The 19,710-nt window shown below is 62.2% G+C and carries 16 protein-coding genes; 1 reads left to right on the top strand and 15 read right to left on the bottom strand.

Annotated features, from left to right (window positions below):
- Nucleotides 1-212: 212 nt before the first annotated feature.
- The 6 genes from BUB29_RS06830 to BUB29_RS06800 all read right to left on the bottom strand — a co-directional run bounded on the left by BUB29_RS06830 (nt 213) and on the right by BUB29_RS06800 (nt 7,697).
- Nucleotides 213-449: a hypothetical protein gene (locus BUB29_RS06830; protein WP_167332715.1), complete on the bottom strand. Its 237-nt coding sequence runs from the start codon at nt 447-449 to the stop codon at nt 213-215.
- A complete protein-coding gene (locus BUB29_RS06825) occupies nt 446-4,045 on the bottom strand; it encodes a helicase (protein WP_033523297.1) in 3,600 nt (1,199 codons plus the stop codon). The genes BUB29_RS06830 and BUB29_RS06825 overlap by 4 nt, the downstream gene beginning before the upstream one ends.
- Nucleotides 4,046-4,053: 8 nt before the next feature.
- The gene (locus BUB29_RS06820) at nt 4,054-5,571 is read right to left on the bottom strand and encodes an FHA domain-containing protein (protein WP_033523286.1); all 1,518 of its coding nucleotides are present in this window, start codon (nt 5,569-5,571) and stop codon (nt 4,054-4,056) included.
- Between the two features lie 178 nt (nt 5,572-5,749).
- The gene (gene rplL, locus BUB29_RS06815; RefSeq protein ID WP_003827592.1) at nt 5,750-6,130 is read right to left on the bottom strand and encodes a 50S ribosomal protein L7/L12; all 381 of its coding nucleotides are present in this window, start codon (nt 6,128-6,130) and stop codon (nt 5,750-5,752) included.
- A 107-nt stretch (nt 6,131-6,237) separates the two neighbouring features.
- Nucleotides 6,238-6,759: a 50S ribosomal protein L10 gene (gene rplJ, locus BUB29_RS06810; RefSeq protein ID WP_033523288.1), complete on the bottom strand. Its 522-nt coding sequence runs from the start codon at nt 6,757-6,759 to the stop codon at nt 6,238-6,240.
- Nucleotides 6,760-7,055: 296 nt separating this feature from the next.
- Nucleotides 7,056-7,697, bottom strand: a complete 642-nt coding sequence (locus BUB29_RS06800) for an alpha/beta hydrolase (RefSeq protein ID WP_033523289.1) — start codon at nt 7,695-7,697, stop codon at nt 7,056-7,058.
- Between the two features lie 215 nt (nt 7,698-7,912).
- Here BUB29_RS06800 and BUB29_RS06795 point away from each other — a divergent pair, with 215 nt between their 5' ends.
- Complete coding sequence (locus BUB29_RS06795; protein WP_033523290.1) at nt 7,913-8,830, top strand: metal ABC transporter solute-binding protein, Zn/Mn family; 918 nt, start codon at nt 7,913-7,915, stop codon at nt 8,828-8,830.
- A 255-nt stretch (nt 8,831-9,085) separates the two neighbouring features.
- On the opposite strand, the gene BUB29_RS06790 is transcribed toward BUB29_RS06795, so the two are convergent.
- The 9 genes from BUB29_RS06790 to BUB29_RS06750 all read right to left on the bottom strand — a co-directional run bounded on the left by BUB29_RS06790 (nt 9,086) and on the right by BUB29_RS06750 (nt 19,667).
- The gene (locus BUB29_RS06790) at nt 9,086-10,474 is read right to left on the bottom strand and encodes an NCS2 family permease (RefSeq protein ID WP_033523888.1); all 1,389 of its coding nucleotides are present in this window, start codon (nt 10,472-10,474) and stop codon (nt 9,086-9,088) included.
- 637 nt (nt 10,475-11,111) lie between these two features.
- Entirely contained in the window at nt 11,112-11,891 is a 780-nt protein-coding gene (gene pstB / locus BUB29_RS06785) for a phosphate ABC transporter ATP-binding protein PstB (protein ID WP_003827576.1), read from the bottom strand.
- Nucleotides 11,892-11,932: 41 nt separating this feature from the next.
- Nucleotides 11,933-12,922 (bottom strand): phosphate ABC transporter permease PstA, encoded by a 990-nt coding sequence (gene pstA, locus BUB29_RS06780; protein ID WP_033523887.1) that lies wholly within the window; start codon nt 12,920-12,922, stop codon nt 11,933-11,935.
- Entirely contained in the window at nt 12,922-13,872 is a 951-nt protein-coding gene (pstC, locus tag BUB29_RS06775) for a phosphate ABC transporter permease subunit PstC (RefSeq protein WP_033523886.1), read from the bottom strand. Before pstC ends, pstA begins: the two co-directional genes overlap by 1 nt.
- Nucleotides 13,873-13,988: 116 nt before the next feature.
- Nucleotides 13,989-15,110: a phosphate ABC transporter substrate-binding protein PstS gene (gene pstS, locus BUB29_RS06770; RefSeq protein ID WP_033523885.1), complete on the bottom strand. Its 1,122-nt coding sequence runs from the start codon at nt 15,108-15,110 to the stop codon at nt 13,989-13,991.
- Nucleotides 15,111-15,342: 232 nt separating this feature from the next.
- Nucleotides 15,343-16,047, bottom strand: a complete 705-nt coding sequence (locus BUB29_RS06765; protein WP_033523884.1) for a response regulator transcription factor — start codon at nt 16,045-16,047, stop codon at nt 15,343-15,345.
- Nucleotides 16,048-16,070: 23 nt separating this feature from the next.
- Nucleotides 16,071-17,408 (bottom strand): sensor histidine kinase, encoded by a 1,338-nt coding sequence (locus tag BUB29_RS06760; protein WP_081888444.1) that lies wholly within the window; start codon nt 17,406-17,408, stop codon nt 16,071-16,073.
- A gap of 187 nt (nt 17,409-17,595) precedes the next feature.
- Nucleotides 17,596-18,306 (bottom strand): 5'-methylthioadenosine/S-adenosylhomocysteine nucleosidase, encoded by a 711-nt coding sequence (mtnN, locus tag BUB29_RS06755; protein WP_033523883.1) that lies wholly within the window; start codon nt 18,304-18,306, stop codon nt 17,596-17,598.
- Nucleotides 18,307-18,437: 131 nt separating this feature from the next.
- Nucleotides 18,438-19,667 (bottom strand): 3-deoxy-7-phosphoheptulonate synthase, encoded by a 1,230-nt coding sequence (locus BUB29_RS06750; protein ID WP_033523882.1) that lies wholly within the window; start codon nt 19,665-19,667, stop codon nt 18,438-18,440.
- Nucleotides 19,668-19,710: the final 43 nt, after the last annotated feature.

Raw genomic sequence — 19,710 nt, 5'->3', positions numbered from 1 at the left:
CCGTTCGGGGGTATCGGTTCGTCGGTTGATTGTCCGATGGACCGATACCCCCTCCCCGACTACAGGTGACGGTGCATAAAAAGCCTCCCGCTTGCCGTTCTCAACTTGTTGAGAGCGGCAAGCGGGAGGCTTTGCCATTGCGTCGCACTATGCCTCATGCCATGCGCCACGCAGCGAATCGAAGCGAGGCCAGGGCAAGGGCGAGACAAGGCTCAGTGCCCTCGCTCGCTGAACTGCGCCCAATGCGGCGGCAGCTCGGTGAGAATGCGCTTGTCGTCATCCGCATCGCGCTGGCGTTCGGTCATCATGTCGGAGGGTTCGAGTTTGACGCCATCGGCATCGAACAGTTCCGTCCCCTGCCGTACCACGCGCTTATGCTTGCGTGGCGTGCGCCGCGTCGCACTGTATACCTGTGGCGTTTCGCCCTCGTCGCGCATTTCCTCGCTCATTCGAGCCCCCGGTACAGGTCGGCGAGCTGCGACACCAGTCGGTCGACTTCCTTCTCAGGATTGACGAATGCGCCGACGCTCCACACGGAGGCGACGGACCAGCCCAGCGTCATCAGGTCGGCGGACAGCATGCGATGACGTTCACGCGTGGACTGGATCGACATGAAGTCGATGTCATCGGTGAGCACGGCCAACGCATACGGCTTATCCTTCAGACCGACCACCATCGGGATGGTGATGCCGCGCTTGAACCCGTAGTTCACGGCGACGTTCAGGCCACGGTTGCGAATACGATCCGCCAGATCGTTAAGCAGCACGTTGCGCCCATACTCGGATTCGGCCGGGCGAATATCCTCACCGTCAAGGCGTTCGGCCCAGGTCAGCATGGTCTTCAACAGCTTCACACCGGGCTGATGGATGCGTTCATCATCCATATCCGCCGGACCGAAGGCACTGACGATATCGACATTGCGATCGGCCAACGCCAACGCATCCAGCAGCATGCCACGGCCGCCCGGCTCCTCCAACGCACCGAACTGCTGCAGCAGACGTCCGTGCGCGGTTTTCGCATAGCACAGCGAGAGAATCACATCCGTCGCCTGCGCGCCGGCGACCTCGTGGATGCCGATCAGCCGCACATGGCGCAGGAACGTGCCCATGGCCTTGTCCTTGGCCGCGAGCGCCTTCAGCTCGGCGCCGAGCCGGATGCGGAAGGAATCGGTGAGCGTCACCACGGTGAGCATGTATGTGGTCGGGACGATGGCGAAACCGGCCGCACGTTCGGTGATGATGCGCACGACCTCGGCGATTTCCTGCTGGCTGGATTCCACCAGGCCGGTGTTGAGCGCCGGGGTGCCGTTGGCGTCCAACCCGTGGTAGGTCACGTGGCCGCGAACCGGTTCGGTGCATGCGTCGTAATGTACTTCGCCGTAGCCTGCGGATTCGAGGAAGGCGGCCAGAGTGAGGGAACGCTTGGTCGGGCGCGCCTTGACTTTGATCTGGGGCAGCACGTCGATCATCTGCTTGAGGCTTTCGCATGTGACGGTGTTGCGATGCGCGATGATCACGATCTGCTTGACACGCGAGACGATGCTCAGCAGCTGGATGGCCGGGATGTGCGCGCATGCGTCGACGATGGCGACGTCGGCGAGCACGGTCGGCTCGGTCAGGGATGCGAGCGTGTCGGGCGTGGCCATGAGAATCGGCTTCGATGTCGAGAGGATCTCACGATGTTCACGACGCAGGTTGTCCAATGTCACCTTGGTCTGGCCGGCCAGCTGTGTGTGCAGCATGTTGGCTTCCTGCGTACGAGAGAACAGCAGATCGCACAGTCGGCGCATGGATTCCTGCGCGATCATCGGGCCGATGGAACGCACATGCTCCACATCGACCTGTTCGAAACGTTCGGTCACCGAGGCGAGCGCGGAACCATCCTGATTGGAGATGATCGGCGAGGAGTGCACGATATCCTCGAACACGGTGGTCCACCACGCGAGCTGCAGTTCGGCACCGACCGCATCGATGCCCACCCGACGCTCACTCAGATCGGCCACGAGATCGTTCAGTCCGGCCGCCTGGAATTCGTTTTCGAGGCAGCAACGCTCGGGCAGGGTGTCGAGGGACATGTGATCGTCGTACAGTCCCTTGAGTCTGGCTTCGACGTCGTTGAAGTCCTTCGCCTCAAGTTCGCCGCCACGCGGCGTGGTGCTCAGCACGGTGTCGAGCGCGGTGATGTCTTCGGACATGGTCTCCTGGATGGAGATCATCTGGTCGAGGCGCTGCGGCAGCACGGGCCATCCGCCGTGCGGTACCAGCGCATGCCACTGTTCACCCTGCTTCTTCACGACGATGAGCGCATCATGCAGGTTCTCGACCTGGGCGCCCACGCGCAGCAGGGATTTCGCTTCGCGCACATGGCGGCGACGCTCCCAGAAGCCCATGCTCGCGCCTTCGGCCTTGCGCTGCTCCTTGGACTTGCTCGCCTCGATCATCGCATCGATGTCACGTTCGAAGATCTCCGGCTGGAACACGTCGAGCACGCGCCTCAGATTCTTGAGCACCGTGATCTGGCGCGTCCATTCACGGGCTGTGGTCGGCACGGGGAATCCGCAGGTCTGTGCGGTGATGCTCACATGCTCGCGCACCGCGGGGAATACCTTCTGCAGCAGATCGACCACACGCTGGTAGGCGTTCACGGCGTCCTGCTCGTTGGTGATCGAAGCCTTATACCAGGCGGTGTCGTCCGGTCCGAGCGTATATTCGCCGAGCTCGCCGGCACGCTGAAGCTTGGCCGCCCACTCGTCCAGATTGTCGCCGATCTGACGCGCCGAAGCTTCGGAAAGGCGCACATGCGTGGCGGGATGGGTGGGATACATGGAAATCGATGCCAGGTTCTGGATGGTCTGGTAGGCGGAGACGCCCCACTTCTCGTTGACGCCGTGCAGGTCTCCCAAATAGCGTGTGAGACGGGAACGCACACCGACCAATTCATCGGACAACTGGTCGAAATGCTGGCTGGCCACTCCGGCCTGGAAGCCGACCGCGGCGATAAGCTGCCTATCGATGCTGGTGCTGGAATCCTCGTCGGCGATATCCAGCACCATGCCCGTCATCTCATTGGCGTGCATGGCCTGCAGGAAGCGCCGCTTCTGCTCCGCCATGCCAGGCACGTAGAGCACAGAACGGCCGTTCATCACGCATCGTGAGGCGATGGCCGCCGCACGTTCGGCGGTATCGTTGCCGGATGCGGAATCCACGACGATGCTGCGGCCGGATGCCGCCAGCTGCGCGGCGTAACGCACGGTGTTGTCGACATCGCCCACCTCGTATTCCGAATGCGGGTCGGCGTCGAACGGGCTGTATTCGGGGATGGATGCCTTGCCCAATTCGGCACGGGAGCGTTCGTCGCCCGCGAGGGCGTCGAGCAGCACGTTGCCGCTCGGACCGCCGCCAAGTCTGTCGATGATGCGCTGCGTTTCCGCAAGAATCAGCGCAGACGGTTCCATGAAACAACCGAGGATGATGCGGCGTTCGACGGAGAAGTCATCGATGCGCGTCTTGGCCTCATTGGTGATGGAGGTGAAGATGGCCGACGTTTCCGGCGAACCGGAACGGTAGTTGGAGCTGTCCAACAGACGATCCTCATCGATGAAGACGCCGGACGCGTGCAGACGGGAGACGAGCGCCGAGTTCAGCGACACTTTGCCGGTGAACCTCAGGGACGAGTGGCCGAGCTGCTCGCTGCGGCTCACCTCGACCGGGTACAGCAGCACCGGCAGCGCACTGCCCCTCCATGTCGCGACGCCGACGATCAGTGACAGTTCCGCCACACCGCTGACGCGCTTCTTGGCCGCCTGACTGTCCAGCACACGTCCGAGACGGCGCTCCGCTGCACGAAGCATGCCGTTGTCACGGAACATCGATTCCAGTGTCACATGACCGGCCGCGAACAGCTGGGCCACGCCCGAAGGATGCGCGTGCGTCATGTCGAGCTGGGCGCTGAGCTGGTTGATGTCCTCCAACGGGGACGGCGCCAGGGAGGCACGGTAATCGTCATGCCATTTTTGGAATTGGTCAAGCATGGATTGCGTACTCATGTATCCGATCACTTTCCTACTGCTTTGCGGTAATCCTGATAGCCCGGATTATTGGCGAGCGCCTCATCGATATCCTTGTCGCCCTGGGCCGCGAGCCACGCGTACAGGTCGTCGTATAGGGAGGGATTCATGGCCAGGAACGGCAGCAATTCGGCATGACGGGCCATTTCGAACTGCTTGGTCATATCCGGTGTGCGGCGGGCGTCCTCGGAGCTCAGACCATCGACCTCGACGACCTTGGGGGCCTTGTCGAATTCACCACGGGCGACTTTGTCGAATACGGATCCGGGTTCGAATGCGGGGGTGAATCCGCCGTTCACGTCGGTCTGCGCCATGTTTCCGGCGAAGCCTGTGGCATCGCGCCTGTCGCCGCCGCCCGACAGCGGGGTGAATACGACGGGCCTGGCCTCGTGGAATACCGCCGTTTCGGGTTCGGGCTCCGTACGCCCGAAATCCTGGCCGGAGACGGATTCCTGCCGTACGATGCCGGCGTTCGTCCGCGGTTCGGCGTTCACGGCTTCGCGGGCGGCGTCTTCCGCATCGCCAGCGTCACCAGCGCCGCCAGGAAGACCGGCACCCCACGCGGGGACGGCGTCACTGTGCTGCTGCGCTTCGGTCTGGTTAATGCCGACGCCTTCGAACAGGTTGCGTACCGGCTGATCCTGCTGGGGCGTATGGGCATCGGGGAACAGCGGACGCACCGATTCCGCCTGTTCCTGCGCGAAATCAGCGGATTGCAGCGAATCGGACTGCTGCTCGATTCCACCCTGTTCAATCGGTTCGGCCTGTTCGATAGGTTCGGCCGGCTGCTGCATCTCAACGGGCTGCTGGGCCGGCATCTGCACGATGGGCTTCGGCTCGACGGTCTGCTGGGCATCGGCCGCATCCACGTCGACTGGCTGGGTACGCCACTGCTGGTCCGGCTGCACCGGGTATGACGACGGATACTGCGGCTGCTTGGGCGCGACGGTTTCGCTGCCGTTCAGCACGGGCTTCCTTGACGTCTTGGGACGCTGCGATTGGAAGGTGGCCGTCGGTTCGCCGGCACGCAGATCGAGAATCTGGTCGACGGACATGTCGGTCGCGTCCGGCTCCTGATGCGCAGCCATGGGCGTCGAATAGTCGAAGAGGTTCGAAACGGGAGTGTCGGGCTTCTGTTCGGGCGCATCCACGCGCTCGAAATCCGCCACGACGTCACCGAACTGGATGTGCATCGGCGAATACGGAAGAATGTAGTCGTCGTCCCCGGGCAGCCGCATCAAATCGCCGCCGTCACGCACGACGTACGTGCCGTTGGTCGAATCAAGATCATGCAGGATGCCCTGCCCATCGCCGCGCACCGAGAAACGCGCGTGGCGTTTCGACATGGATTTGGTGGGATCCGGTATCTCCATGCGCTTCGTGCCATCATCCGGCAGCGGCCTTAATGGTTTACGTCCAATCTCAACGTTTTCCCCAGGATGGACAGTGATCTGTTGGCCACCGTTGACCTTTACCTGCCAGTGGCATGCCGTTTCAGCGCTCACCGCATAGCCTCCTTTTCGTGATTAGACACTATTCCTATTGTGTCATGGAGCAATCCCTTTTGAGGGATTACAGCTCAGGAATTAACAACTTTCTCCCATTAACGGCGAAACCCCGCCACCTGGAACCAGGTACGGGGTTTCGCGGAAAGCTGTGATAAGCGGCTTGAAGCCGCGCGAATCACTTGAGCTCGACGGTAGCGCCAGCTTCTTCCAGCTGGGACTTGGCCTTCTCGGCGTCTTCCTTCTTGGCGCCTTCCAGGACAGCCTTCGGAGCGCCGTCAACCAGAGCCTTGGCCTCAGCCAGACCCAGGGAGGTGATAGCGCGGACGGCCTTGATGACCTGGATCTTCTTGTCGCCAACGGCGGAGAGGATGACGTCGAACTCGTCCTTCTCCTCAGCAGCCGGAGCAGCGCCCGGAGCAGCAGCGGCAACAGCGGCGACCGGGGCAGCAGCCTCGACGTCGAACTTCTCTTCGAAGGCCTTGACGAACTCGGAGAGCTCAACCAGGGTCATCTCACCGAAAGCTTCGAGCAGCTCATCGTTGGTGTACTTAGCCATAATGGCTTCCTTTCAATCTTGGTGACGGGCTGAATTGAAGAGGTGACCGTCACCTAAAAATTTGTTTTCTTTGCAATTATCGATTCATGCGGCAAGCCGCAACTGAATCAGGCAGCCTTTTCCTGCTTCTCGCGCAGCGCATCGATCGTACGCACGGCCTTGGTCGGCAGAGCGTTGAACAGGTACGCGGCCTTGGACATCGTAGCCTTGATGTCGCCGGCGAATTCCGCGAGCAGCTGCGGGCGAGACTTGAGATCTGCCAGCTGCTTGGCACCTTCGGCATCGTACACGGTTCCGTCTGCGAAACCGCCCTTGATGACGAGGGCCTTGTTGTCATTGGCGAAGTCACGGATGACCTTGGCAGCCGCAATGAAGTCACCATGCACGAAGGTGATGGCGGTCGGGCCGGAGAGAATCTCGTCGAGACCCTCGATGCCCGCTTCCTTGGCGGCGATGCGTGCCAGCGTGTTCTTTGCCACAGTGTAGGAAGTATCGCGGCCTAGCTTTTCGCGCAGATCGGAGATCTGCGGAACGGTAAGCCCGCGGTACTCGGTCAGGTAGACAGCGTCAGCGGAACGGAATTCGTCCGTCAGCTGAGCGACCACCGCTTCCTTTTCGGGCCTCTTCATGGCGTTCCTTCCTAAGTCGGCCGTTGACTTGAGGTTCGTCGCCATGCTGGGCAATAAAAAACCCTGCGCACAGGCAGAGCAACATAAGGCCGTTTCCGGCAGCCCGCAAATGGGCTTATATCTCTCAACCTGCGCTGGCTTGGCGAACCAAACTTCGGAAACACGTTCGCACGCGCTTCAACCAACGGTCTGTGGTTTACGAGTTGACAGAATACGCACCCGCCCCGACTTGCGGCGATTCGGCGTGTCGCATGGGGCGGGCGCAAGACGGACGGGTGCCGGCAGCCGCCCGGCGGTTACAGTGTGGCCGCGTACTGGGCGACGGAGGCGGTGACTTCCTTGAGATAGTCGAGGGAGCGGCGCCAATGGCCCGGCACTTCGATGGAATGGTTGGCGTCGGGGTATTCGTGCACGTGGGACGTGAGCTTGTTGGCCTTGGCCCGATCATAGAAGGGGTCGGCGGTGCCGGCGCAGATCAGCGGATCCGGGCCGGGGTATGCCACGTCGCCTTCGGTGCTTTCGATGGGGATGATCTGGTCGGTCGGATCGAAGTCGGCCGGATTGATGACCGGCGTGAGCAGCACGAACGGCAGCCCATGCTTGCGCGCCACATGCGGGTAGGTCAGGGTGGTCAGAGATTTGCCGATGAGCATCAGCCTGCCGGACCAGCCCTCCTTGCGCACGCGCTCCACCCATCCGTCGATCGCGTCGTTGATCACCGGCGTGACCACCGACAGGTCGTCCGAGGCGTTGCGCACGTTCATGCGATCCACGCGCCATCCGGCCTCCACCAGAGCCTGCGCCGACCAGTACAGCAACGGTCGGTCGCAGTTGTAGCCCGTACCCGGCATCAGCAGCACGCGCCCGTGTTCGCTACCCGCGGAGACGCGGTTCTTTCTCCACGTGGTGATGCTGACTTCGACCAGCGGCTTGGCCATGTTCTCTCCCCCGTTCCTTCCTATCCGGTTTGTGACGGCATTCACTCTAGGCCTCGGTCCCAACCGGTTCCCGCGCGCCCGGCCGACACGCATTGGCACGTCATTATTGATAACGATTCTCATTCTGTGTTATGGTGGCATAAGTCGCTGCGCGAACCAGGCAGACATCGCCATTCGTCACAGCTGCACACCACACGAACGGAGAACGGAGAACCATGACCCGCATACACAAAACACTCGCCGTCATCGCCTCATGCACCGCACTGCTGCTGACCGCAACCGCATGCGGTTCGAACACCGCGAACGGCGGAAACGACACGAACAACGCAACTGGCTCGAACGGCGACGCCATCACCGTCACGGCATCCGTGAACCAATGGGGCACGCTCGCCAAGGAACTCGGCGGCGACCTGGTGAACGTGAACAGCATCATCAACTCCACGAACACGGAAGCGCACGACTACGAACCCACCACCGCGGACGTGAACCGCCTGCACAACGCCACCGTGGACATCGTCAACGGCGCCGACTACGACGCCTGGGCCGTCAAGGCGGCCGCGAACGGCAAAGCCACCGTGGTGAACGCCGCCGAAGCCGGCGGCAAGAAGGAAGGCGACAACCCGCACGTATGGTTCTCCGCCGAAGTCCGCACGAAAACCGCCGACGCGATCACCGACGCCTACCGCAAGGCGATGCCGAGCAAAGCCGACGAATTCACCAAACTCAACACATCCTGGCACGCCAAGGAAACCGAACTCGAACAGCGCATCGCCAAAATCAAGGAAGCGACCAAGGGCATGTCGTACGGCGCAACCGAATCCGTGGCACGCTACCTCGCCGACGACCTCGGCATGACCGACCGCACGCCCACCGGCTACGCGCGATCCATCGCCAACGACAGCGAACCGACCCCCGGCGAAATCACGCAATTCATCAACGCGCTGAAGAACAAGCGCATCTCCATGCTCATCTTCAACGCGCAGGAAGCCAACGCCACCACCGAACAAATCACCGCCGCCGCGAAGCAGGCGGACGTGCCCATCATCGAAGTCAGCGAACAGATGCCCAGCTCCTACAGCAGCCTGCTGGACTGGATGAGCGCCCTCGTCAGCGCCATCGGCCACACCAGCTGAGCACGACAGCCAAGCCAGCCAAATCAGCCAAATCAGCCAGGGCAACATCAAGGCAACGCCAAACGGCACAATAGTCCACAACAACAGACGCGGCGCGTCCGACTCCCCCACCAAGGGAATCGGACGCGCCGCGTCTCGTATACGAGAACCGGAAACCGCGCTCCCGCACGAACCGCGCGAATCATACGAATCACATGAAACATACGAATCACGCGGTGTGCACAACCGTGCAGGAGGCGAGCCGGCCGGCCGTCATCACAGGATGGCGGTCACCACGAAGTCCAGGATGAACAGGATCGCCACGACCCAGATCACCGGATGGACCTCCTTGGCCTTCTTCTTGCAGGTCATCACGATGCAGTAGGTGATGAAACCGCCGGCGATGCCATAGGAGATGGAGTAGCTGAACGCCATGAACACGGACGCGAAGAACGCCGGAATGGCCTCGGAGATATCACCCCATTCGATCTCCTTGAGCGAAGACGCCATCATGCAGCCGACGACGACCAGCACGCCGGCGGTCGCGGCGGACGGCACGGCGGAAATCACCGGGGACAGGAAGATGGACACGGCGAAGCAGATGGACACGACCACGGAAGTCAGGCCTGTACGTCCACCGGCCGCGATGCCCGCGGAAGACTCCACGTAGGTGGTGGTGTTCGAAGTACCGCAGATGGCGCCGATGGACGTGGCGATGGAATCGGCGAACAGGGCCTTATCCATCTTGGAGGAGAAGCCGGAGCCGTTCTCCAAAGCCTTCTCATCCTCGGCGGAGAAGATGCCGGTGCGGCGGCCCGTGCCGATGAACGTGCCGATCGTGTCGAACGTATCGGACATGGAGAACGCGAAGATGGTCAGGATGATCATCGGCAGCTTGGACACGTCGGAGAACAGCGCGGGGAAGCCGTCAGCGGTGAAGATCACGCCGAAGGTCTGCGGGAACTGGGCGAAGGTGTCGGCGATGGACACGGAATTCGCCATAGTGGTCTGGCCCATCGGAATGCCGACGACAGCGGTGATGGCGATGGCGAGCAGCATGCCGCCACGCACCTTGAGCACCGTGAACACGACCGCCAGCAGCAGGCCGATGAGGAACAGCCAGATGGTCGGATTGTTCATCACGGCCAGGCCCGGCGTGGCCTGCACGGTGTCACCGTTCTTGGCATCGGACTTGGTGGTGAAGGTGAAGAACCCGACATTCAGGAAGCCCACATAGGCCACGAACAGGCCGATACCGCCGCCGATGGCGTTCTGCAGCATCTCGGGGATGGCCTTGATGATCATCTTACGGATCTTGGTGACCGTAATGATGATGTTGATCAGACCACACAGGAACACCATGCACAGCGTCTGCTGCCAGGAGAAGCCCAAGCCGAAGCAGACCGTGTAGGTGAAGAACGCGTTCAATCCCATGCCGGCGGCCTGGGCGTACGGAACGTTGGCGAACAGACCCATGACAAGGGTGCCGATGATGGCCGCGACGATGGTGGCCAGGAAGACGCCGCCCCACGGCATGCCGGTGCTCGACAGGATCTGCGGGTTGACGATGATGATGTAGGACATGGCGAAGAACGTCGTCAAACCGGCCATGACCTCAGTGGACACGGTGGTGCCGTTCTCCTTCAGATGGAAGAACTTTTCCATTATCTATCTCTATCTCTGTTTCTTGGGTTGATAGGGCACCGGCATCACGCCGACGCCCGGCGAGAATCGCGACTCGCCGTGGAACATAAGTTCCGGACGCACCCACACTAGCACCGGCATGGGTCATGGAGGTTGCGGCGCAGCGTTCGGGGGTTCGAACACGGTTCGGGACAGCCGGAAGACGGTTCGAGGGCTCGGCGGCGAACCGGAAAATCGTTCCCATTGCCCGACAGACACGCCAACCCACCTATATCCCGCTCATATCTCGCTTATATATGGCAGATTCGGCGGAGTGGATCATGCCAGGTGGCTTATATATGGCACCCAAAACGGGATATCGCGAGTATGGGCCGCGGAACTCCAACGGCGATACTTCGGATATCCGCTCTTGGGTGCCATATATAAGCCACCTGGTTGTTTCGAGAGGGCGGAATCTGCACCAGATAAGCGAAGTAGTGGCATTGCGGGCTCCGTGAAAGACCATTCGACGGAACAACGCCAGCGATAGGGGTCTTTGGAAAAACGGAGATGAGTGAGCGAATGAAACCCCGCGCGGCAGCGCGAGGTTTTTCTCTGATTGGCCCCGCAGGGGCGATGCGACAGATCACTGGGCTGCCGCTACGTTTTGTCTGATAGATCAGCCAAAACGTCCCGATACATAGCGCTCGGCCTCTTCGTTCTGGGGGTTGTTGAACATCGTGGTGGTGTCGGTGAAGTACTCCAGATGGCCCGGCTGACCCACGGCCTTCAGGTTGAAGAAACCCGTGTAGTCGGCGATACGGGCGGCCTGCTGCATGTTATGCGTTACGATCACGATCGTGTAGTCGTTCTTCAGCTCGTTGATCAGATCCTCGACGGCCAGCGTCGAAATCGGGTCAAGCGCGGAGCACGGCTCATCCATGAGCAGCACCTGCGGGTGCACAGCCACGGCGCGGGCGATGCACAAACGCTGCTGCTGGCCGCCGGACAAGCCGACGCCCGGATTATCCAGACGATCCTTGACCTCATTCCACAGGTTCGCGCCACGCAGCGCCCACTCCACCAGATCATCCGCATCGGACTTCGAGATCTTACGGTTGTTGAGCTTCACGCCGGCGAGCACATTCTCGCGGATCGACATGGTCGGGAACGGATTCGGACGCTGGAACACCATGCCAACGTCACGACGGACCGCCACCGGATCGACGTCCTTGGCGTACAGGTTCTTGCCTTCCAGCAGCACCTCGCCCTCGCAATGCGCGCCGGGGATGATCTCGTGCATGCGGTCGAGCGTGCGCAGCACGGTGGACTTGCCACAGCCGGACGGACCGATGAACGCGGTGACCTTGTTCGCCTCGATGTTGAGGTTCACGTCCTCCACGGCCAGGAAGTTGCCGTAGTAGATGTTCAGATGGTTGACATCAATGCGTTGTCCCATGTGATTTTCCTTATGAGTTTGTTGGGTTACGACTTCACGGATCAGCGTTCGGTCTTGACGGCGAACACCTTCGCCACCAGACGGCCGATGAGGTTGAGGATGAGCACCAGCACGATGAGCACGAGGGCGGCGGCCCAGGCGCGTTCCATCGGGATGGTGGTCACGCAGGAGGCGTCCGCGCCGACCGGGCAGTTCGCGTTCAGCTTGGAATACTCCTGATAGACATACACCGGCAGGGTGGTCATCTGGCCGGAGAACAGGTTCACGTTCGTGGAGACGATGAAGCCGGCGGTCATCAGCAGCGGCGCGGTCTCGCCGATCACACGCGCGATGGCCAGGATGCAGCCGGACACGATGCCAGGCAGGGCCGTCCTCAGCACGATCTTGGTGATCGTGCGATGCTTGGTGACACCCAGCGCGTACGAGGCCTCACGCAGATCGTTCGGCACGATCTTGAGCATCTCCTCGCTGGATTTGACCACGGTCGGCAGCATGAGCAGCGACAGCGCCACGGAGCCTTCGAAACCGTTGATGGTGCCGGGGCCGATCAGCACGGTGAACATCGAGAAAGCGAACAGGCCGGCCACGATGGACGGGATGCCGCTCATCACGTCCACCAGCAGGGTGATGGCGCGCGACAGCTTGCCACGGTTCGAATACTCCACCAGATACACGGCGCACATCAGGCCGATCGGAAGGGAGATGACCATGGCGCCGAGCGTGATCTCCAGCGTGCCGATGATAGCGTGCAGCACGCCGCCATAGCCGCCGGATGGAGTCGGGTTGCCGCCGACCACGCCGGTCATGTTGTAGCTCAGGAAGTTGAGGTTCAGCCTCTTGATGCCGTTCGCTATGGTGGTCCACAGCACGGAGATCAGCGGGGCGAGCGCGACGACGAAAGCCAGCGAGATAAGCAGGCTCATGGCCGCGTTCTTGCGCTTGCGCGCCGCGATGAAGGAGCGCGTGGGCTTGAACTTGTCGAAATCGATGACGGGTGCGCCGCTCATGGGCGATTCTTCAGCTGCGGACATTATGCGCTCGCTTTCTCGGTGATCTTACGTGCGATGAAGTTCACCACGAAGGTAATGAGGAACAGCACCAGACCGGTGCCGATGAGGACGGAGACGCCCAGGGAGTTCGCTTCCGGATACTGCGCGGCGATGTTGGCCGCGATGGTCTGGTTCTGCGAGGCTTGCAGCAGTTTGAACGAGTAGTTGAGACCCGGGGACAGGATCATCAGCACGGCCATCGTCTCGCCGAGCGCACGGCCGAGACCGAGCATGGAGGCGGATACGACGCCGGACTTGCCGAACGGCAGCACGGCGAGCTTGACCATCTCCCACCGGGTCGCGCCGAGCGCGAGCGCCGCTTCCTCCTGCAGGCGCGGGGTCTGCAGGAAAATGTCGCGGGACATGGAGGTGATGATCGGCAGGATCATGACCGCGAGCACCACGGCCACGGTGGCCACGGTACGCGAGGGGTTGGCGGCGGGACCCGCGAAGAGCGGGATCCAGCCGAACGTCTTCGACATCCAGTTCCAGAACGGGTAGATGGCGGGGACGAGCACCAGGCCGCCCCACAGGCCGTAGATGACGGACGGGATGGCGGCCAGCAGGTCGACCACGTAGCTCAGCACGGTGGCGAGCTTCTTCGGGGCGTAATGCGAGATGAACAGCGCGATGCCCACGGAGATGAAGAATGAAATCAGCAGGGCCAGGGCGGAAACCAGCACGGTGCCAAACAGCAACGGCCCCACGTACTGCCAGAAGCTGGTGGCCTTGCCGCCGGTCAGGTTGGAAATCGTGTCGCTGTTGGCTTTCTGATCGCCGCCGATCAGCGGCCATGCGCGGAACAGCAGGAACAGCGCCACTGCGGCCAGCACCAGCAGAATGAGGATGCCGCAGCCATAGGCGACGCCTCTGAAAACCTTGTCGGCGGTTTTGCTGCTGTGGCGTTCGGCCGTGTTGTCTTGCGAACTCACAAGCTCTCCTTGGAACGAATGGGTGTACTCAGCAGATTGAGCGAAGCCGGATTCCTCCCATCCTACATGGGATCGGAGGGCTCCGACTTCGCTCGGAACGGCAGGCTAGCGGCCTGTCACTTGGTGGAGATCGTCTTGATGGAGTCGGCGATCTTGGAGGTCAGGGTGCTCGGCAGCGGCGCGGTGCCGGCGGCCTGCTGGGCGGTCTTCTGGCCTTCGTCGCTGGTGACGTAGGTCAGCCAGGACTTGGCGAATTCAGCGGTCTTGGTGTCCTTGTACGCCGGGCAGACGATGTCGTAGGAGACCAGCACGATCGGGTAGGCGCCGTCGGCTTCGGTCTTGTGGTTGATGTTCACCACGACGCGGTTGTCACCCTTGACGTCGGCAAGCTCGGAATCCTCGATGACCTTGGAACCGGCGTCGGCGGAGATCTCGGTGTACTTGGAGCCGACCTTGACGGCCACGGTGCCCAGCTCGCCGATCTGGGAGAAGTCGGCGTAGCCAATGGTGCCGTCGGCCTGCTTGACGGTGGAGATCACGCCGGAGGTGCCCTTGGCGCCCTGGCCGACCTCGTTCGGCCAGTTCTCGGACAGACCGTAGGTCCAGTCGTTCGGGGCGACGTCCTTGAAGTAGCTCACGAAGTTCTGGGTGGTGCCGGACTTATCGGAACGGTGCACGACGGTGATGTCGGTGTCGGGCAGGTCGAGGTCCGGGTTCTGGGACTTGATGGCGTCATCGTTCCACTTGGTGATCTTGCCGTCGAAGATCTTGGCGATGGTGGAGGCATCCATGTTGACGTGCTTGCCCTGATCGGACACGCCCTTGAGGTTGAACACGACCGCGATCGGGGAGACGTACACCGGCACGTCGAAGGCGGTGCCCTTGGCACACACGCTCTTGGACTGCTCGACCTCGTCGTCGGCGAGCGCCTTGTCGGAGCCGGCCCACGCGGTTGCGCCCTGCAGGAAGGTGGTAACGCCCGCGCCGGAGCCGGAGGGGTTGTAGGCGATGTTGGCATCCGGGTTGTTGCCCTTGAAGCCCGCGACCCAGGCTTCCACGGCGGCCTGCTGGGAGGAAGCGCCGGCACCGGCGTAGTCGCCGGAGATCTTCACGCTGGAATCCTTGGTGGATGCGGAGTCGGTGGAAGCTGCGGTGTTATCGCCACAAGCGGCAAGGGAGGCCAGCATGGCGAGGCCGGAAACGGCGGCCAGCGAACGAACGATGAGATTCTTGTTCATGATCTTCTTAATTCCTCATGTCATCTGTCTTGACGGCCCTACCGGAAGGCGGCCGTACTTCGGACACTTACAAGCCTAGGGAACCACCGGGGGCCTGAATGCCAAAAAAGATGAACGGAAGATGAACACTTCCCGTCCTTCCGAAACGCGCCCGGCGTAACGCCCAAAAGCCGCCCCGGAAACGCCCCGAAAATGCCCCGGGACCACCCAGTCTGCCACCGTCCAACGCACGTCAGGCGGCCGGCTCGTCGATCTTGTAGCCGAGTCCGCGCACGGTGCTCAGGTATTTCGGGTGCCCCGGCTCCTCCTCGATCTTGGCGCGCACACGCTTGACATGCACGTCCAGCGTCTTGGTGTCGCCCACATAGTCCGCGCCCCAAATGCGGTCGATCAGCTGATGGCGCGTGAGCACACGGCCCTTGTTCTGCATCAGGTATTCCAGCAGTTCGAACTCCTTGAGCGGGAAGAACACCGATTCGCCGCGCACGGTGACCTGATGGCGTCCGACCTGCATCACGATGTCGCCGCACGTCAGCGGCACATCATCCTCGCCGGCGGGCCCCTGCTGCTGGACGTTCTGATTGCGGCGCAACACCGCGCGGATGCGTGCCAGCAGTTCGCGGAAGGAGTACGGCTTGGTCACATAATCGTCGGCGCCGATCTCCAATCCGACCACTTTGTCGATTTCCGTGCTTTTCGCGGTCAGCATGATGATCGGCACGCGGCTCTGCTCGCGGATGCGACGGCACAGCGCGGTGCCGTCGATGCCGGGAAGCATGAGGTCGAGCAGCACCAGATCGATGCCGCCGTGGGTGAACAGTTCGAGTCCCTCCTCGCCGGTGGCCGCCGCGGAGACCTCGTAGCCTTCACGGGTCAGCTGGTACACCAGCGGTTCCCGGTAGGATTCCTCGTCCTCCACGATAAGAATGCGCGTCATGGATTTTTCTCTCTTTCCTTTGGTTATTCCGCTGGCTGTACCGCCTGCGCAGACGCCTGCGCGATGTGCGCGACCTGCGTAGTTTGCGCGGGTTGCGTAGTTTGCGCGGTTGCCGGGTCGCCCGCAACGGCCGGCAGTTCGATGGTGAATGTGGAGCCTTCGGATTCGTGCGACCATACGGAGATCGTGCCGCCGCAATCCTCCACGCAATGCTTGGTGATCGCGAGTCCCAGGCCGCTGCCGCCCGTCTGCCGCGAACGGGCCGGGTCGACACGGTAGAACCGTTCGAAAATATGCCCGATGGCCGATTCCGGAATGCCGATGCCTTGATCGATCACACGAATGCGCACGTCATCCCCGTCCTCATCCACCACCACACGCACCGTGGTGCGTTCCGGCGAATAGTGGATGGCGTTCTCCACCAGGTTCTTCACGGCGGTGACGATCGCGCTCTCATCGCATTCGATCCACGCATCCGGTTCACCTTCCGTGGGCTCTGCCCCCAGCACCGTGCCGCCGAACGACAGCACGATATCGATATGCCGCTGCCCCGCCTGCACACGGTTCGCGTCGATCGCGGCCCGAGCCACGGCCAATGCGGACAAACGCTTCGGTTCGAGCGTGCGCCCGGCATCCTGCATTTTCTGCAGATCGATGAGCCGCCGCACCAGTTCGGTCAGACGCGCGGACTCCTTGCTCACACGCCCGGAGAAATACCGCACGGCATCCGGATCGTCCGCCGCATCGGTGATGGTTTCGGCCAGCAACGCTATCGCACCGGTCGGCGTCTTTAACTCATGCGCCACATTCGTGGTGAAATTGCGTCGCATCTCCTCGAAATGACGGCGCTCGCTCACATCGACGACAAGCAGCGCATACAGATCATCCCCGATACGACTCACGCGCACACTCAGATAGCGTTCGTTCGCAGGCGCGACCTGCCCGGCCCGCACTCCCCTGCCGGAATGCAGCCCCTCGGCGTCCCGCGCCGCCGCGATCCGGATCTCACGCTCGCGCGTCACGCCATCATGTTCGACCTGCGTGAGCATGTCAAGGATCTCATCGTCGCGCACACGCCCGGAAACGACGAAACCATACGGTTCGATATCGTCACGCGCATATCGCACGGCACCATTGCCGTCCGTCAACGCCACCGCCTGGGGCAACGCATGCACGAACGATTCCTCACCGGCACGTACCGACCCGTCCACGGCGAACAGCGGCTCATCGGAACCGCCCGCACCCCGGTTCGGCCGTTCGTCGCGGGCAAGACGCTCGCCGCGCTCGCTGACCACCCGGTATGCGGCGAGCGCGGCAAACGCCGCCACCGCTGCCATCAGGAGAATCTGCCACCACTGCATTCGCTGCTCTTCGCCTCTTCGACCGTCGGAGTTTGCCCAAAGGACACGTTCGCTTCACCACAGTAGCGAAGCCAAGGCGGCGATACCCCGTTATATGCCGGAAGTTCAGCTATTGTTCACCTACGAACGGCCTGTTCACGCGCACTCGGCCCGCGGTCCGTAAGCCTGCGGACCGCAGGTTTACGATTCACAGACGCTTGAGGATGTCGACGGCAAGATCAGCGGCGGTGTTCGCGTATTCGCTGATGTCGAAGCCCTTGAATTCCTCGTAGTCGGTATCCGCGTTGTCGGACAACGCGCGGATGACCAGTGCGGGCACGTCGTTGCGCGCGGCCACCTGAGCGACCGCCGTGCCTTCCATTTCCACCGCGTCAGCGCCGGTGGAACGGATGACCTCCTCGACCTTCGCCGGATCGTCCACGAAATAGTTGCCGGAGGCGATGATGCCGGTGATATGCGTGATGCCCGCATCGTCCAATGCCTGATTCGCCACGTCCAGCAGATGCGGGTCGCTGTGGAATTCCTCGATGGGTTCCTGCTCGGTGCCGGGCTTCCACTGGCCCACAAGACGCATGTCGGTGTCGAGATAGCGCAGCGTGCCGCCGAGCACCACGTCGTCGATATGCAGGTTCTTGTTGAGATTGCCGGCGATGCCGGAGAAGATGATCGCCTCAGGATGGTAGACGTCAATGAGATGCTGCGTGGTGGCGGCAGCGGCGACCAGACCCATGCCGCCCACGGTGGCGGCCACGGCGATGCGTTCGCCGGCGTTGGTGGTGAGGGTGCCGTCGATCACGTCGAGGCTCGCCGCCTTGGTGTGCATGGCATTGTCGAGCGCCGCGGCGATATGCTCGACCTCCTCGTTCAGCGCGCCGATGATGGCGATGGTTCTGGTCACGATGTTCCTTTCGTTCCGCGTTTGCGTGATCGAATCACGCAAACGGATTGCACAGTCAGCTTACACAGCCGTGGCGTATGGCCGTTTTCGGCCCGATCGACCGCACGATTGCTCACACAACCGCCCCGCAATCAGTTCCAGCGTCGCGTGGCCACGGCTTCGGAGAGTTCGCGCAGCAGCCGTTCGGTATCCTCCCAGCTCAGGCAGCGGTCGGTGATCGACTTGCCGTACACCAGTTGGCCGAGCGGTGCCGCCGGCTGGTTGCCGCCTTCGAGGAAGCTTTCCATCATGATGCCGGTGACGCCGCGTTCCCCTTGTGCGATACGCGCGGCGATATCGCGCACGACCTGGGCCTGCTTGTGTTCGTCCTTGTCGGAATTGCCGTGCGAGCAGTCCACGATGAGCCCGTGCGCGGCGGCGGAATCAGCGGGCATACGCTTCCTGATGGCGCTCAACGCGTCGGCCACGTCGCGTGCGCCGTAGTTCGGGCCGCTGGTGGAGCCGCGCAGCACCACATGGCAGTCGGGGTTGCCGAGCGTCTTGACCACGGCGGCGCGGCCGAGATGGTCGATGCCGAAGAAGGTGTGCTGTTGGGCGGAGGCGAAGCAGGAGTCGGCCGGAGCCGTGATGGAACCGTCGGTGGCGTTCTTGAAACCGATGGGCATGGACAGGCCGCTGGCCAGCTGACGATGCACCTGGCTTTCGGTGTTGCGCGCGCCGATCGCGCCCCAGCTGACTGCATCGGCAATATACTGTGGGCTGGTCGGTTCCAGGAATTCGGTGGCGCAGGCGAGCCCTTCGCCCAACACGTCCAACAGGGTGTGACGCGCGAGCAGCAGGCCTTTGCGGATATTGCAGCTGCCGTCGATGTCCGGATCGTTGATCAGGCCCTTCCATCCGACCGTGGTGCGCGGCTTTTCGAAGTACACGCGCATGACGATGAGCAATTGCCCGCCCAACTCGTCCTTCAACGCGGCGAGGCGACGCGCGTAATCCAACGCGGCGGCCGGATCATGCACCGAACATGGGCCGACGATGACCAGCAGACGGTCGTCCTGCCCGTACAGGCAGGCCCTGATCTCGTCACGGGAGTAGGCGACGATCTCCTGCGCCTGCTCGCTCAACGGCAGTTCGGACAACACTTGGGCGGGGGTGGGAAGCACTTCGAATTCCAACACGCGACGGTTCACGATGCGGCTGACGCCCACCTGATCCTCCCAGCGCGGCACGTCGGTGGCCGTCAATGGGTTCTTGCCCTCGTCCATCGCCTGACGGATCGCCCGCATCTCCTCCGGACGGTTCAACGGTGTGGGTGTACCGCCCGCGTCCAGCGCCCGCGACGTCCCATCCTGCTGCTGCATCAGATGCCTCCTCGAAAACTCTTCTCCCACACACAATAGCCGA

It is taken from the genome of Bifidobacterium merycicum DSM 6492 (assembly GCF_900129045.1).
GTDB lineage: Bacteria > Actinomycetota > Actinomycetes > Actinomycetales > Bifidobacteriaceae > Bifidobacterium > Bifidobacterium merycicum.
This window is presented reverse-complemented; position numbering and strand designations above follow the sequence as displayed.